Source organism: uncultured Chitinophaga sp. (assembly GCF_937898475.1).
In the GTDB taxonomy this organism is placed as follows: Bacteria; Bacteroidota; Bacteroidia; order Chitinophagales; family Chitinophagaceae; genus Chitinophaga.
The window spans coordinates 49,670-64,836 of the sequence record NZ_CALEJS010000039.1 but is presented as its reverse complement, the minus strand read 5'-3'; the positions used below and the strand labels follow the sequence as shown (position 1 = coordinate 64,836).

The 15,167-nt window shown below is 49.6% G+C and carries 14 protein-coding genes; 1 reads left to right on the top strand and 13 read right to left on the bottom strand.

The genetic code is table 11. The features are described 5' to 3' along the window. Positions 1-9 precede the first annotated feature (9 nt). From nagA to Q0577_RS22175, 13 genes are all read right to left on the bottom strand, one after another. A complete protein-coding gene (gene nagA, locus Q0577_RS22235; RefSeq protein ID WP_298740248.1) occupies positions 10-1,128 on the bottom strand; it encodes an N-acetylglucosamine-6-phosphate deacetylase in 1,119 nt (372 codons plus the stop codon). A gap of 10 nt (positions 1,129-1,138) precedes the next feature. Then, positions 1,139-1,522, bottom strand: a complete 384-nt coding sequence (locus Q0577_RS22230; protein ID WP_298740246.1) for a VOC family protein — start codon at positions 1,520-1,522, stop codon at positions 1,139-1,141. Next, on the bottom strand, positions 1,519-2,313 hold the full coding sequence (locus tag Q0577_RS22225) for an amidohydrolase (protein WP_298740244.1): 795 nt from the start codon (positions 2,311-2,313) through the stop codon (positions 1,519-1,521). Before Q0577_RS22225 ends, Q0577_RS22230 begins: the two co-directional genes overlap by 4 nt. A 137-nt stretch (positions 2,314-2,450) precedes the next feature. Beyond that, positions 2,451-2,912, bottom strand: coding sequence for a regulatory protein RecX (locus tag Q0577_RS22220; protein WP_298740242.1), 462 nt, complete (start codon positions 2,910-2,912; stop codon positions 2,451-2,453). A gap of 99 nt (positions 2,913-3,011) precedes the next feature. Beyond that, positions 3,012-5,360, bottom strand: coding sequence for an ATP-dependent helicase (locus Q0577_RS22215; protein ID WP_298740240.1), 2,349 nt, complete (start codon positions 5,358-5,360; stop codon positions 3,012-3,014). Positions 5,361-5,412: 52 nt separating this feature from the next. Continuing rightward, positions 5,413-5,913 carry an RNA polymerase sigma factor gene (locus Q0577_RS22210; RefSeq protein ID WP_298740238.1) on the bottom strand — a complete coding sequence of 167 codons (501 nt, stop codon included), beginning with the start codon at positions 5,911-5,913 and terminating at the stop codon, positions 5,413-5,415. A 507-nt stretch (positions 5,914-6,420) separates the two neighbouring features. Further along, a complete protein-coding gene (locus Q0577_RS22205; RefSeq protein WP_298740236.1) occupies positions 6,421-8,004 on the bottom strand; it encodes a M28 family peptidase in 1,584 nt (527 codons plus the stop codon). Between the two features lie 138 nt (positions 8,005-8,142). Next, positions 8,143-8,601, bottom strand: coding sequence for a ribose 5-phosphate isomerase B (gene rpiB, locus Q0577_RS22200; protein ID WP_298740234.1), 459 nt, complete (start codon positions 8,599-8,601; stop codon positions 8,143-8,145). Positions 8,602-8,635: 34 nt separating this feature from the next. Continuing rightward, entirely contained in the window at positions 8,636-9,499 is an 864-nt protein-coding gene (gene tatC / locus Q0577_RS22195) for a twin-arginine translocase subunit TatC (RefSeq protein WP_298740232.1), read from the bottom strand. Between the two features lie 607 nt (positions 9,500-10,106). Beyond that, the gene (locus tag Q0577_RS22190) at positions 10,107-11,363 is read right to left on the bottom strand and encodes a hemolysin family protein (protein WP_298740230.1); all 1,257 of its coding nucleotides are present in this window, start codon (positions 11,361-11,363) and stop codon (positions 10,107-10,109) included. 163 nt (positions 11,364-11,526) lie between these two features. Next, positions 11,527-12,093 carry a guanylate kinase gene (gene gmk, locus Q0577_RS22185; RefSeq protein ID WP_298740228.1) on the bottom strand — a complete coding sequence of 189 codons (567 nt, stop codon included), beginning with the start codon at positions 12,091-12,093 and terminating at the stop codon, positions 11,527-11,529. A gap of 75 nt (positions 12,094-12,168) precedes the next feature. After that, the gene (gene murA, locus Q0577_RS22180) at positions 12,169-13,479 is read right to left on the bottom strand and encodes a UDP-N-acetylglucosamine 1-carboxyvinyltransferase (protein ID WP_298740223.1); all 1,311 of its coding nucleotides are present in this window, start codon (positions 13,477-13,479) and stop codon (positions 12,169-12,171) included. After that, positions 13,476-14,183, bottom strand: a complete 708-nt coding sequence (locus tag Q0577_RS22175) for a DUF4290 domain-containing protein (protein ID WP_298740222.1) — start codon at positions 14,181-14,183, stop codon at positions 13,476-13,478. The genes murA and Q0577_RS22175 overlap by 4 nt, the downstream gene beginning before the upstream one ends. Before the next feature lie 216 nt (positions 14,184-14,399). On the opposite strand from Q0577_RS22175, the gene Q0577_RS22170 reads away from it, so the two are divergent. Continuing rightward, positions 14,400-15,152 carry a glucose 1-dehydrogenase gene (locus Q0577_RS22170; RefSeq protein ID WP_298740220.1) on the top strand — a complete coding sequence of 251 codons (753 nt, stop codon included), beginning with the start codon at positions 14,400-14,402 and terminating at the stop codon, positions 15,150-15,152. The last annotated feature ends 15 nt before the right edge of the window (positions 15,153-15,167 follow it).

The following is a 15,167-nucleotide window of genomic DNA, read 5'->3' as shown; positions in this document are numbered from 1 at the left end:
GTTTGCAGGTTAAGGATTTGTTAACTGCGAAGGTAAAGAATAGTGCACCTCAAAATACTCATCAAATGCCACCATGCTATCGCGGTAACCGGCAGCTATGCGGCCCAGCTCATCACCCTTCCCTGCCAGGGCAGCCGGGTAGGTACTGGCCATGCGCAGGGCTTCATCCAGCGGAATACCCACCTGCTGTACGCAGTTTTTCACGGCCTGTATCATGGTAAGGCAGGACCCTGCAAGGGTTCCCTGTGCATTTACATAACGGTCGTTCTCCCTGATATAGATATAGTCTCCCTCCAGGCATTCTGCTACGGCGTCTGTAATCAGGTAGAGGCGTTCACCCATAATCTTCTTGCTGATGCGGATAGAGGCAAAGTCTACATGGATACCATCTGCCACCACGCTGGCGCATACACGGCTGTGATCATAAATAGCGCCTACCATGCCGGGGGCCCTGCTCTGAAGGGCAGACATGGCATTGAACAGGTGGGTGGCGGCGGGTATACCGTTTTCAAAAGCAGTATAGGCCTGCTGATAGGTGGCATTACTATGCCCGGCGGAAACCAGTATACCGGCGTCCTGCAGCTGTTTAACCAGTGTGGGGTCACAACATTCAGGGGCCAGTGTCATCATCTTAATGATTCCCCTGCCATGTTCCAGCAGGCGGTCAATATCGTATTGCGTTGGCGCTGTGATGTATTGCAGCAGGTGAGCGCCGCGTTTTTCGGGGTTCATGAAGGGGCCTTCCAGGTGAAGGCCCAGTACGCCGGCCCCACCCTCGTCCCAGTATTGTTTTACGGCCTGTATGGCTTTCAGCATCACTTCCCAGGAACTGGTAGGCACGGTAGGCATGAAATAAGCTGCCCCGCCCCCACGGCAATATTCATAGGTAGCTTTCAGTGAAGCCGTATCCAGGTCGTATGGAAACAATTTATTGTTACCTCCGTAGATCTGGAGGTCTATCAGCGAAGGGGCCAGTGTAAGGCCCGAAAGATCTATCCGCTGCGTGTTTGCAGGGATCTCTGAAACCGGCAGTATACCGATGATACGTCCTTCGTCTGTTAATACCGCATGATCTTCCAAAAAGCGGTCTCCGGTGAAAATACGTGCATTAACATAAGTAACTGCCATAGCGGTATGTTTAGGTTTCGTATAATTCCAGCGGCAAGCCGTCGGGGTCTGAAAAGAAGGTAAAGCGTTTACCGGTGTAAGGGTCAACACGTATGGGCTCTGCCGCTACGCCATGCTGCTGCAGCGCTGCCACTGATTGTGCTATATCCTGTACGGTAAAAGCCAGGTGTCTCAGTCCCTGCGCTTCGGGGCGGGTGGGCCGCGGAGGCGGATCGGGGAAGGAGAACAGTTCAATGATATAATGACCGTTCAGGGCCAGGTCCAGCTTCCAGGACCTGCGCTCTTCGCGGTATACTTCTCTTACAATCTGCAGGCCCAGTACCTGGGTGTAGAAGGCCTTGCTGCGTTCATAATCTGCACAGATAATGGCGATATGGTGTACTGCAGTAATCAAAACACCTGGAATTTATCTGCATCCTTCAGGAAGGGCAGGCGCTGCCTGATGTCGTCCAGGCGGTTGCGCTGGAGGGTATATGTGAAGATATCCTCGTCGTGACTTTTCTGGTAAATGATCTCTCCCACCGGGTCAATAATGCTGCTGTCGCCGCTGTGGTAGATATTGTTGCCGTCATTGCCTACCCGGTTTACGCCTACCACATAACTTTGATTCTCGATGGCGCGGGCCTGCAGTAAGGTTTTCCAGGGCGTGCTGCGGGCTTCGGGCCAGTTGGCCACGTTGATCAGCACATCGTATACGGGCGCCCCGGTATCCGGGGAGATGGCGTTACGCGCCCATACGGGGAAACGCAGATCGTAACAGATAAGGAGGTTTATTTTCCAGCCTTTTACCTGGGCTATCAGGCGTTTATCGCCCGGCTGATAATGCTCATGCTCGCCTGCAAAAGCAAATACATGACGTTTATCGTACGTGCCGTATACACCGTTGGGTTGCATCCAGATCAGGCGGTTCAGGTAATGATCGCCTTCCTTAATGATAAGGCTGCCGGTGATGATCACATTCTTTTCTGCTGCTTTCTTCTTCATCCACTGCACTGCGCTGCCATCCATGGTCTCTGCCAGCTTTTCGGGCTGCATGCTGAAACCGGTGCTGAACATCTCGGGCAGCACTACCACTTCCGTACGCTCGGGAATAGCGTTCACTTTTTCATCAAACATCCGCAGGTTAGCTGCAATATCTTCCCAGTGAAGCTGCGTCTGGATGAGTGTTACTTTCAGATCTGACATAATTAAAAATGCTTAACGCTGAATGCTTAACGCCCAACGCCGTCCGCACAATGCATGGAGCATTACGCGTAAACCGTTAAGACTGATTGACAAATTTACGCTCTGCAAGCTTAAAAACTATTGAAAATATTGACGCTTTAACCGGCATCATTTGCAATTCCTTCAACAACAGCCAGTATGAGGTCTGTTTCAAAACCCTTCTGTATAAGGTGCTGGATGGTTTTCTGCTTCCGTTTCAGGGGGTGTTCGCCTTCCAGGGAGGCATATTTCTTTCCGGCCAGCTTATGGAGTGTTTCGCGGTAGTCTGCATCATCTATTTCCTGCAGGGCTTTTTTGATGCAGTAAGGTGATACCTGCCTTTGCTGCAACTCGATGGTTATTTTGCGGCGGCCCCATTGCTTCAGGCGAAACTTACCACCGGCAAAGGCTTTGGCAAAGCGTTCCTCATTCAGGAAATTGTCTGCTATGAGGTCTGCAATGGCTGCATCTGCAGCATCGCCACGCAGGCCCAGTTCGCGGCACTTAGCCGCTACTTCACTGTGACAACGTTCCTGGTAAGCGCAATAATGACGGAGTTTCTGCAAAATGGAAGGATCCATGGGGAGGTAGTGGTGGGCCGATCGTCATTAGCTGTTAGTGATAGATGCCCCGGAGATCTCCTGCGCGGCCATCACTAACAACTAACGATCGGCTTCAGACTATTTTTTCACAATCATTAAACGTGCATAATTCAGCATGATCTTTTTCTCGCCGCCGCCTTGGGGAAACACTACCGTAGCAATACGGTTGTTGGGCGCGCCTTCCAGGCTGAGGATGGTACCGAAGCCAAACTTCTGGTGCTCTACTTCCATACCTGCTTCCATGATAGCCGGATCATCCGGCGTAAAGCCGGGCGAGGGCACATGCGTACCTGCCGCCTGCGTGGCCGGTTTGGGTGCGGGCCTGGATTGGGCAGCAGAAGAGGAGCCGGGAGAAGAAACAGGCGACTTTTTCTGCATGCGGTCAAACATATTGGAACCACCGTTATTCCATAAGCCGCCACCACCGCCGCCAAAGGTGTTGCGCATAGCGCCGCCGCCGGCGTAGCTGCGGTCTATGAACTGCTCGGGCATTTCTTCGAGGAAACGGCTGGGCTCATTCTGTACCAGGCTGCCAAAACGGTAACGGCTGTTGGCGTAGGTAAGCCACAGGCGTGATTTGGCGCGGGTAATGGCCACGTAGAACAGCCGGCGTTCTTCCTCCAGCTCTTCGCGGGTGTTGATAGAGAGCGTGCTGGGAAAGAGGTTCTCTTCCAGCCCCACAGAAAACACCACCGGAAACTCAAGGCCTTTGGCTGCGTGGATCGTCATCAGCTTTACCACATCGCTGTTCTCATCGTTACCCTGGTCTGCATCCGTGAGCAGGGTGATCTGCTGCAGGTAGGACCCCAGGCTTTTATCCAGCAGTTCGCCGTCTTCCGTAGGGGTTTCGGTGAACTCCTTGATAGAGTTGAGCAATTCCTGGATGTTCTCGTAACGGGCCAGGCCTTCAGTGGTTTTATCATTGAAGAGCTCTTTTACGAGGTTGGTGCTTTTACCTACCTGTACGGCCACATCGTAAGCATTCTGCTTATCAATGGTAACCTGGAAACTGCGGATCATGGTAACAAAGCCTTCTATCGCTTCCAGGGTACCGCCTTTGAAACCAAACTCGCGGGCGCGCTCCAGCACTTCCCAGAGCGTGATATTGTGTTCATTGCTGTAAACAACGGCTTTTTCTATGGTGGTTTTACCGATTCCCCTTACCGGGTAATTGATGATCCGTTTCAGGCTCTCCTCATCACGGGTGTTGATAGTAATGCGCAGGTAGGCCAGGAAATCCTTGATCTCTTTACGCTGGTAGAAGGAAACACCTCCGTAAAGGCGGTAGGGAATGGCCTTGCGTCGCAGGTTTTCTTCAAAAGAGCGGCTCTGGGCGTTGGTACGGTAGAGGATCACAAAGTCGCGGTTTTCCAGGTGATTGCGCAGCTTTTGCTCTGCAATGGTATCTGCCACGAACTTGCCTTCCTCGTTATCCGTCATGGTACGCACCAGCTTTATCTTCTCTCCCTCCATGTTGTTGGTCCACAGCGCTTTTTCAATCTGTCCTTTGTTATGCGCTATTACCTCGTTGGCTACATTGAGGATGGATTTGGTACTGCGGTAGTTCTGTTCCAGCTTTACCACTTTGGCATCTTCATAGTCTTTTTCAAACTGGAGGATGTTCTGGATGGTAGCGCCGCGGAAGGAGTAGATACTTTGTGCATCATCGCCCACCACGCAGATGTTCTCGTGTACGGCCCCTAACAGCTTAATGATCTCGTACTGTGCCGGGTTGGTATCCTGGTACTCATCGATCATGATGTACCTGAACTTGTGCTGGTATTTATGCAGTACTTCGGGAAACTGTTTCAGGAGCACATACATTTTGAAAAGCAGATCGTCGAAATCCATGGCGCCGTTCTTGAAACAGCGTTTGGCGTACATATCGTATATCTTACCGATCATGGGGCGGTTACCGCGCATATCTTCCTGCTGAACGTAGTAGTCATGCTGGTATTCTTCCGGGCCCATCAAACTGTTCTTGGCGGCAGAGATACGGTTATATACAAAGTTGGGTTTGTAGTGCTTGTCGTCCAGGTTCTGCTCATTGATGATGGTCTTGAGCACACTCTTGGCGTCATCTGTATCGTAGATAGTAAAATCGTTGGGGTACCCCAGGCGGTGCGCTTCTGCGCGCAGCAGTCTGGCAAATACGGAGTGAAAAGTACCAATGTAGAGGTTACGGGCTTCGCTGCCGCCCAGTATCTTCTCCACACGCTCCTTCATTTCTCTTGCCGCCTTGTTGGTAAATGTAAGTGACAGTATGTTAAAGGCGTCTACCCCGTTCCGCATAAGATGAGCTATGCGGGTGGTAAGCACTTTGGTTTTCCCGGAACCTGCACCGGCCACTATCATCAGCGGTCCGTTGATATGGACTACGGCTTCCCGCTGGCGTTCATTCAGTTCGTCTAAATAGTTTGGCTTCATTCACATTTATTGAAAATGTAAATGTACCAAATTCTAAGTTCAGGCACCGGATTTAATACCGCGCAAGGCGGGATTTCAGCATTTTACGGGCAAAGTGGATACGGCTCTTTACCGTGCCCAGCGGCTCATTGAGGATCACCGCTATCTCGTAATATTTATACCCTTCGAAATATAAAAGAAAGGGTTGCTTGAAGATGGGAGGCAGATTATAGATGGCCATGTGCACATCTTTTACCCGAAGGCCATTTTCTGCATAGTTTCCGATTGCAGGCTGCTGGTGGTGTAGCAGGTAATCGCCCATGGCGTTGTCCAAAAGACGGAACTGCCGGTTACCGCGCCGGTAGTTGTTGATAAAGATGTTGCGCATGATGGTATATAACCATGCCCTGATGTTGGTGCCTGCCAGGTATTTATCCCTGTTGGCCAGCGCGCGGTAAAGTGTTTCCTGGTAGAGGTCTTTGGCAGATTCCGAATCCTTGGTAAGTGTAATTGCGTATGGCCGGAGAAAATCAGCATTTCCCATTAACAAATTGTTGAATTCGGTGGATGACATATTGATACGCTTTTAGGATTAGACAATAGGGTTACGTCTCGGGTCCCAGGTAGCTATCACGCCGGATACATGAACGGCCCGGGGGTACGTACAGCGGGAGGTCTTCTCATGACGGTAAGGTTTTATGGTTACCAATATAACGGGGCACAATAAGCCTGCATTCTACAAATTATGATCGCTGATGCCCATCATTAGACTCTATTAATGACTGTGTTTCAGCTATTTGCACTTATTATACGTGGATTTTCCAGCCTTGCTTGCCTATCGGAAATCACTGCTTACAACAGAAAAATGGAAAGTACGTAAAAATTCTGCTTAGTGTTTGGTATTACTCATACCTAAGTTATTGAAAAAAAAGGGGAATACCTATTTTTTTTGCGGCTATACGAAAAGAATGTAGAAATACACGGGAGAGGGCTACGTGAAACCATGCGTGTTAATGTGCAAATGTGTTGACAGCAGGATATGCCGGTGTGCCGCCTGTGGGCACACCAGCATATTGCCGGCTTATTTTTCGTGCCTGTCCACTTTCAGTCTTTCATCACGGTTGGCTATTTCCCAGGCGGTATAGAATACAAGCTGGGCGCGGCGCGCCAGCAGCGGGTAGTCAATCTTTTCAACGGTATCGGTTATACGGTGGTAGTCCTCATGGGTGCCATTAAAGTAGAAGATCACCGGTATATTGTTGCGGGCAAACATATAGTGGTCAGAACGATAATAGAAACGGTTGGGATCTTCGGGATCATTGTATTTATAGTCCAGGTGCAACCGGGTAAAGGTGGCATTGGCCTTTTCATTGATGTCCCGCAGCGCAGAGCTGAGCTTATCATCGCCGATAACGTATACGTAGTTGGTGTCTTTCTCATGCATGGGATCTATACGGCCGATCATATCAATATTAAGGTCTACCACGGTCTTATCCAGGGGATAGATGGGATTCTCCGTATAGTATTTAGATCCCAGCAGTCCTTTTTCCTCGCCGGACACTGTCATGAAAACAATACTGCGGCGCGGTGCATGCCCCTCCTTTTTAGCCCTGGCAAAAGCCGCGGCAATCCCCAGTACGGCCACTGTGCCTGAGCCGTCGTCATCTGCGCCATAGTAGATCTGGCCATCCTGCGTACCCAGGTGATCGTAGTGGGCGGTAACAAATACCACCTCCTCTTTTTTATCGGTGCCTTCCAGGTAAGCCAGTACGTTGCTGGACTTCAGCTCGCGAACACCTTTCCTGAATTGTATATCTACCGCCCGGTTGATCATGCCCGGTTTCAGCTTATCGGCTGTCTCCTGGTTCAGCAGGGATTCGGGAGATGTTACGGCCAGCAGCGTTGCGGCCATTTCCGGGGAGATAAAATATACGTTTGGCTTGCTGTTATCTTCCTGTTTGCTGTTGCTCGTATATATACTGGTTCTCCGTAAACGGTTGCCGCTTACCTGTTCTATGCGGGTAGCGCCCTCATTTACCACCAGCACCGCGCTGGCCTTGCGGTTGGCCGCCTCAGTGATCTTCTTGCCAAGACCGCCCCAGGTAGAAGCGCGGCGGGCGCCGGTAAGCAGGTAGGCGGTATCATTCTTACGCGGCTCTCCCGGCAGGATGAGCACTACTTTGCCTTCAGCATCCAGGTTCTTATAGTTATCGTATTCCGGAGTGGAAATGCCGTAGCCTGCAAAAAGAATACGGGAAGCCTGCAGCTGTTGGTCTTTACACTCCTTTATGCTGCTGTAATAATCCTTGCCAAAAACATAGGAGTGATTGTTTATGCGGATGCTTCCGCCCGCAAGCGTATCCTGGTACAGGTAAAAGTACTGTTCCCATTTGCCTTTGGCCCCGGGCTGAAGGCCCAGTTTCTTAAACTGTGAAATGATATAGGAAGCCGCCTTACGTTGCCCCTCTGTGGCTGTTTCCCGGCCTTCCATACCGGAGCCCGCAACAATATGCAGCTGGTCTTTAATATTGTCTGCGGTGATGCTTTCCCCGTACCTGGCGGCTACTGCCGGTTGTTCCGCGGGCGCGGCCATACGCCCGTCGTACTGTGCCCAGGCAGGTATACATAACAGCAGTGAGATAGTGATGAGTGAAGTTGATCTCATGTTAAGCAGTTGAAATGAAAGGATGAAAATAAAAGCCGGGAACTGCATAGATAGCTGCATCCCGGCTTTAAAAGTATGATCACAGTCCAGGCAACCCATTACTGATCGCCGGTCATTTTGAATGTCTCTGGCACTGCCTCAGAGGCAGGCGATCTTCCTGACCCTGGTTTCGTGACGACCGCCTTCAAAGGGGGTGGTCATAAACACTTCTACCATTTCCTTGGCCACCGCAGTATCTACAAACCTGGCGGGTATGCAGATAATGTTGGCCTCATTATGGCCACGGGCCAGCCTGGCCAGCTCTTCGCCCCAGCATATGGCGGCTCTTACACCCTGGTGCTTATTGGCGGTAATGGCCACGCCGTTTGCGCTGCCACATACCAGGATCCCAAAAGCCACTTCTTCCCTTTCTACGGCGGTGGCCACCGGGTGGGCATAATCCGGATAGTCTGCGGAGTCTTTTGAATGGGCTCCAAAGTCTTTTACCTGAATCCCTTTTGCTTCCAGGTAGGATATGATCTCTTCTTTGTACTCAAAACCGGCGTGGTCAGAACCAACCGCCACCGGTAATGACATGTTGAACAGTGTTGCGTGCATGATTGCTAGTGTCTAAAACAGTAATCGGAATTTATCAGGACCACTCGTCATCTACTACTACCGGGTTCCTGTCTTTTTCATCCATTTCCTTTAGCGCTTTCCGCGATATAAAGATACTGATTTCATAGAGCAAATACAGCGGCGTAAATACGATCAGCTGATCTATCACGTCCGGAGGCGTAATAACGGCTGCCAGCACCAGGATCACCACAATGGCATGACGACGGTAGGAACGCATAAAATCAGGCGTTATCAACCCTATTTTGGTAAGGAAGAACACCAGAACAGGCAGCTCAAACAAAATACCCATGCCGAGAATGATCTGCGTCATGAGCGAGAAATAGTCGTCCAGGAAGAACTGGTTCACCGCTTTATCGGTGATGGTATAACCTGCCAGGAAGTTGATGGTAAAAGGCGCCATCAGGAAATAGCTGAAGCCTATGCCCAGGAAAAACTGGAAGGAAACCCAGAAGATAACGCCCCTGGCGCCCCTTATTTCCTTTTCCTTTAAAGCCGGCTTAACAAAGCGCCAGAACTCATAGAAGATGTAAGGAAATGCTACTACCAGCCCAATGATGAAGGCGAGCTTAAACTGCAGCATTACCTGTCCGGCCATTTTAAAGTTCTGGAACTGCACCTTTACGGGCGTAATGCAGAGCTTATCTCCCATACCGAGCCAGTGGCTGATCTTGCACATGGCAATATAGGACGGGAAAGATGCATTGGTGGGGCCGAATATCACATTGTCCAGAATCTCTTTCGTGTAAATAAAACCAAATACGCTTACCACCGCTATTGCCGCCACTGATCTGATGATGTGCCAGCGCAGGTCCTCCAGGTGGTCAAAAAAAGACATTTCTGCCTTGTCGCTATTATTCGCAAATATCTTCTTAAACATTTTCCAGTTAGATCAGTGTAGAATGAGTATTCAAGATCACAAATATATAGAAAGGGGAAAAGGAAAACGGAAAAATTAGATAAAGCAGAATTGAGTCGTAGTAAAGGTTTCTGCAGGTGTTGAAGGGACAGGGGGATGCGGATGGTACAGGTATAAAAAAAGAGCCAGCCCAAGAAGAATCAAGAGCCGGCCTTTCATCCATTGTTTGTTAACCCCAAAAAAGTTGAATTCGAGAATGTCTTCTGCTTCCAGATCTGCTACTTATTCGATTGATGGCAAGCTTTCAAAATAAGTTTTATTTCTGGTTGCGTCTAAATTTCTATCACAAAAATAGAAAGAATTATCTTATTACCAATGTTGTAACAATATTTTTTACAACCCTTTAACAAAAATCAAATAATAGTGTTACATCACCTACAGCAAATGTATAAAATCTGTGTTAATTTCCTACTACTTTTTTTAAAAACGATTTAGCTGTCGGTTTAAATCGATTTAGCAGGCTTTTCCCGCTTTCACAATGCAAATATATTAAAAAAAAGACAACAATGTCAAGCAATCCTTTATTTAGGCATAAAAAACTTTTCCCTGCGCCTGAATTGCATCCATCTCAGGCTAAAATCCTCATCTTGACCATTTCTATCCGCGTATCTGTTACGTTCAGTACGTCAAACTCATAGTCGTCTATAATGATCCTTTCTTTCAGCTTCGGGATGGTTTCGTGGTGATTGATAATGTACCCGGAAAGTGTTTCACTCTCATCTTCCGGGAAATCAAAACCATAACGCTCATTCAGGTAATCCAGCTCCAGGCGGCCTGAGAAGATGTATTCTTTCTCAGCGATCTGCTTCTCTACAAACTCCTCCACATCATGTTCATCCTTGATCTCCCCGAAGATCTCTTCCAGTACATCTTCTATGGTAACAATGCCGGCGGTACCGCCAAACTCGTCTACCACCCAGGCAATGCTTTTGCGTTCTTTATTAAACTTGCTCAACAGGTCTATCGCGCTCATCGTCTCCGGCACTACCATAATCGGGTGGATAATAGCCGGGATATCCTGCGGGTTCTTGAACATATCAAGCTGGTGAATGTAACCCAGGATATTGTCTATTGTGCTTTCGTAGATGATGATCTTTGACAGCTTTGTTTCCATGAACTTACGCCGCGCCTCGCTGATAGGGCTGGTAATTTCCAGCGCCTCTATCTCCTTGCGGGGAATGAGGCAGCCGCGGATCTTTACATGGGCCAGGGAGAGCGCATTCTCAAACAGCTCGGTGTTCAGCTCCTGGTTCTCGGCAAAATGCTGCTGCGACTGGCGGATGAAGTGTTCTACATCTACCCGGGCAAAGGAAGGCCTGTTTTCTATAATGCGAACGTTGAACAGGTATTTGAGTATCCATTCAGATACGGACACCAGCAGGTTACCGATCACATACAAAGGCTTGGAGATCACAGACACCGGCAGGGCAAAAAAGCTCAGCAGGGCTTCCGGCCGGGAACGGAATACGGCCCGCGGAATGAAGAAACCCAGTAAAAGCATGATAAAGGTAGCTGCCAGCACTTCCATCAGTAATAAGAAGGGCTGGTACTGCGGCGGCATTACATTGTCCCACACAGGCTGAAACATGCCCGCGAACATGATCCCGTAGACCACCACAACAATGGTCAGGCCCAGCAGGCTGGTGGCCAGAAAACGGCCGGGGCTTTCAGTAAAGCTGGCCAGGATCTTACCGGTAGCCCTGCCCTGCTTCTTTTTCAGCTCTATACTGAGCTTATTAACGTTGGCAAAAGCTGTTTCCAGGCCCGCAAAGAAGCCTGCCAGCAATACCATCATGATGAGTATAAGGGTTGTGTAACTGTCCATGTATTAACAAATATACCAAAAACAAAATTCCAGACTTCAAATACCAAATGCCAAATTCCAAATACCAAATTCCAAATGGTTAAGATAGGCCTCTACCTTCAAGAAATCCGTCATCTGGGATTGTGCATTTGGTTTTTGGAATTTGGAATTTGGAACTTGGAATTTACTTCAAGAAATCCAGCACCAGCGCTTTTACGGTAGCATAAGCCTTTTCCAGCTCATCATTCAGCACAATGGTATCAAATTCATGGGCAAAGGAAAGTTCGTAGCGGGCTTTGGCAAGGCGTTCCTCCAGGGAGTCTGCGGTTTCTGTGCCGCGTTCGCTGAGCCTTGCCCGGAGGGCTTCCAGGGATGGGGGTTGTATAAAGATAGTTAACGCGGCCTCCTGGTAGGTTTCCTTGATGGACAGCGCGCCCTTCACGTCTATGTCTACCATAGGCACCTGCCCATTGCCCCATATACGTTCCAGCTCGCTTTTCAGGGTGCCGTAATATTTGCCTGCATACACCATTTCGTATTCGGCAAATGCATTCTCCTCAATCTTATGATGGAATTCTTCTGTGCTCAGGAAGTAGTAATCCTTTCCGTGCACTTCATTCTCCCGGGGCGTACGGGTACTGGCAGAAATGGAAAAAGCCAGCTGCGGCAGCTCCGATAATAATTTCCTTACGATAGTGGTTTTCCCTGCACCGGAGGGTGCAGTGATGATAATGATCTTTTGTGATGACATCTGTTTAGCTATTAGCTGCTGGCATTTAGCCATTAGCTAAGAGAACAGCTAACGCCTAAATGCCAATAGCTGACTTTACACTCTCTTTATATCCGCGCCCAGCCTTCTCAGCCTTTCGTCGATATATTGATAGCCGCGGTCAATCTGTTCTATGTTCTGGATAGTGCTTTTGCCTTCGGCGCTCAGCGCTGCGATCAGCAGTGCCACACCCGCACGTATGTCTGGCGATGACATGGTAATGCCTCTCAGCAGATGCTGTCGGCCAAGCCCTATAACTACCGCCCTGTGCGGATCGCACAACACGATCTGGGCGCCCATATCAATGAGCTTGTCCACAAAGAAGAGACGGCTCTCGAACATTTTCTGGTGGATCATTACACTGCCCCTGGCCTGGGTGGCTACTACCAGCACAATGCTGAGCAGATCCGGCGTAAAGCCCGGCCATGGGTGATCATATACCGTGAGGATGGAACCATCCAGAAAGGTTTGTATTTCGTAAGACTCCTGTGCGGGAATATAGATATCATTACCCCTCAGCTCCAGCTGAATACCCAGCTGACGGAACTTTTCAGGGATAATGCCCAGGTGCTCCACACCCGCATTGCGGATGGTGATCTCGCTCTGCGTCATAGCTGCCAGGCCGATGAAGGAACCGATCTCGATCATATCCGGCAGCATGCTGTGGCTGCAGCCCTTCAGGGAGTTCACCCCTTCAATGGTAATGAGGTTGGAACCTACCCCCTGTATCTTTGCCCCCATGCTATTCAGCATTTTGCAAAGCTGCTGTATATAGGGTTCGCAGGCAGCATTATAAATAGTGGTGGTGCCTTTTGCCATTACGGCGGCCATAATAATATTGGCCGTACCGGTAACAGAAGGCTCGTCCAGCAGCATATAGGTGCCTTTCAGTCCATCAGCTGCTTCCAGCCGGAAGAAGTTATCATCAGTATCGTATACAAACTGAACGCCCAGCTTCTCAAAGCCGATAATGTGGGTATCCAGCCGGCGGCGGCCTATTTTATCGCCGCCCGGTTTAGGGATATAGGCCTTTCCATAACGGGCCAGTAAAGGGCCGGCTATCATAACGGATCCCCTCAGCCTGCCGGATTTCTTTTTGAATTCCGGGCTCTGGAGATAGGCCAGATCAATATCAGCGGCGGTGAATTCACAGGTATCGCGGCTCACGCGGTTTACCTGCACGCCTATATCGGCAAGTAGCTCTATCAGCAGGTTCACATCTAAAATGTCCGGAATGTTACTGATGGTAACGGTTTCCGGCGTCAGCAACACCGCGCTGATTATCTGTAAAGCTTCGTTTTTGGCACCCTGGGGCACAATTTCCCCCTTAAGGCGGTTACCGCCTCTTACTTCAAAAGCGCTGCTCACTTGTTCCTGTTTTTATTGTATTTATTGCTGTGCTTATTGGTTTTTCCGTTTCCGCTTTTATACTTGTTCTGCTGGTAAGACGATTTGCTGCGTTTGAGGATAACGCCGCTGCCGCTTACATTGGCGCTGCTGCTGCGGTTAAAGTCGCCACCGCCACCTGCAGGCGTGAAAGCAGGAGCCGCCCCGCCGGTATGGAATTCCAGCTTGCCGTCTGTGATAGTGGCCAGCTCTGATCTTACAGCGTCATCATGTACGCTTTCTTTATGCCAGTTGCTGTAGGCCAGCTTCATATAGTTGCCGATGGTCTGGGTAAAGCCTTCCTTCTTCTCCGGGTTCTCTTCGTGCAGCGCTTTATCGATCACCATTTCCAGGTTCTTTCCAAAGTGACGCAGCTTGGGATACTTTTTAGGATAAGGAAGCCGCTCGGGCTTGTACCTTAACGTTTCGCGGGTGGGTATGGGGTAGGGAGATTCTACATCCAGTTTAAAATCGGAGATCAGGAAAAGGTGATCCCACAGTTTATGCCTGAAATCTTCAACGTTCCGCAGGTGGGGGTTCAGGGTGCCCATCAGTTCTATCAGCGCCATGGCATTGGCCTGGCGTTGATCCCTGTCTTCTATGGTCAGCAAATATTCAATCATCTTCTGAATATTCCTGCCATACTCTTTCATTATTAAATGATTACGTGTGGTATTATATTCCATTATCTTAAATTATGAGATAATTTACCGGATTAATTTAATTATTAAGTCAACTTTACGAGAAGGAACAAAGTAAGGAATTAAGTGTACTTTGTACTGTGAAGTAACCGTATGCGCAAACTTAGCAAAAAAACCTCAAATGAAAAACCTAAAACTTAGCGCTGGCAACCTGCTCTTACGGCCGGAAATTTGATGACTCATTTCTTAAAAACAACCCTTATGGAACTGCTTAAAAACAAGATCGCACTGGTAACGGGCGCCGGTTCTGGTATCGGGTACAGTGTGGCTACTTTATTTGCCCGCAACGGGGCCCGGGTAGTAGCCGCAGACATCAACGAAGAAGGAGGCGCGGCCGTAGTGGATGAGATAAAGCGCGCCGGTGGCGACGCCATCTTTATCCGCTCCGACGCCGGGAAAGCCGAAGATGCGGCAGCACTGGTAGAAAAAACCCTGCGGCAGTACCAGCGGCTCGACATCAGCTGCAATAATGCAGGTATCGGCGGCGAAAGCGCGCCGGTGGGCGAATATTCCCTCAGCGAATGGCAGAAAGTGATAGATGTAAACCTCAGCGGCGTTTTCTACGGAATGCGCTACCAGATCCCTGCCATGCTGGCTACGGGCGGCGGCGCCATTGTAAATATGGCTTCCATACTGGGCCAGGTGGGCTTCACAAATTCCTGCGCTTATGTTGCCGCCAAACATGGTGTGGTGGGACTCACCAAAACGGCCGCCCTGGAATACAGCGCCCGGGGTATACGCATCAATGCCGTAGGGCCCGCCTTTATAGAAACGCCCCTCATCACCCGGCATATGACGGAAGAAGCCATTGAGCAGCTGGTGGGCATGCACCCCATGGGCAGATTAGGTAAACCGGAAGAAGTGGCTGAGCTGGTACTATGGCTGAGCGCCCCGGTGTCTTCCTTTGTTACGGGTGCTTATTATGCCATAGATGGCGCTTACCTGGCAAGGTAAAAAGTTATAAATTAG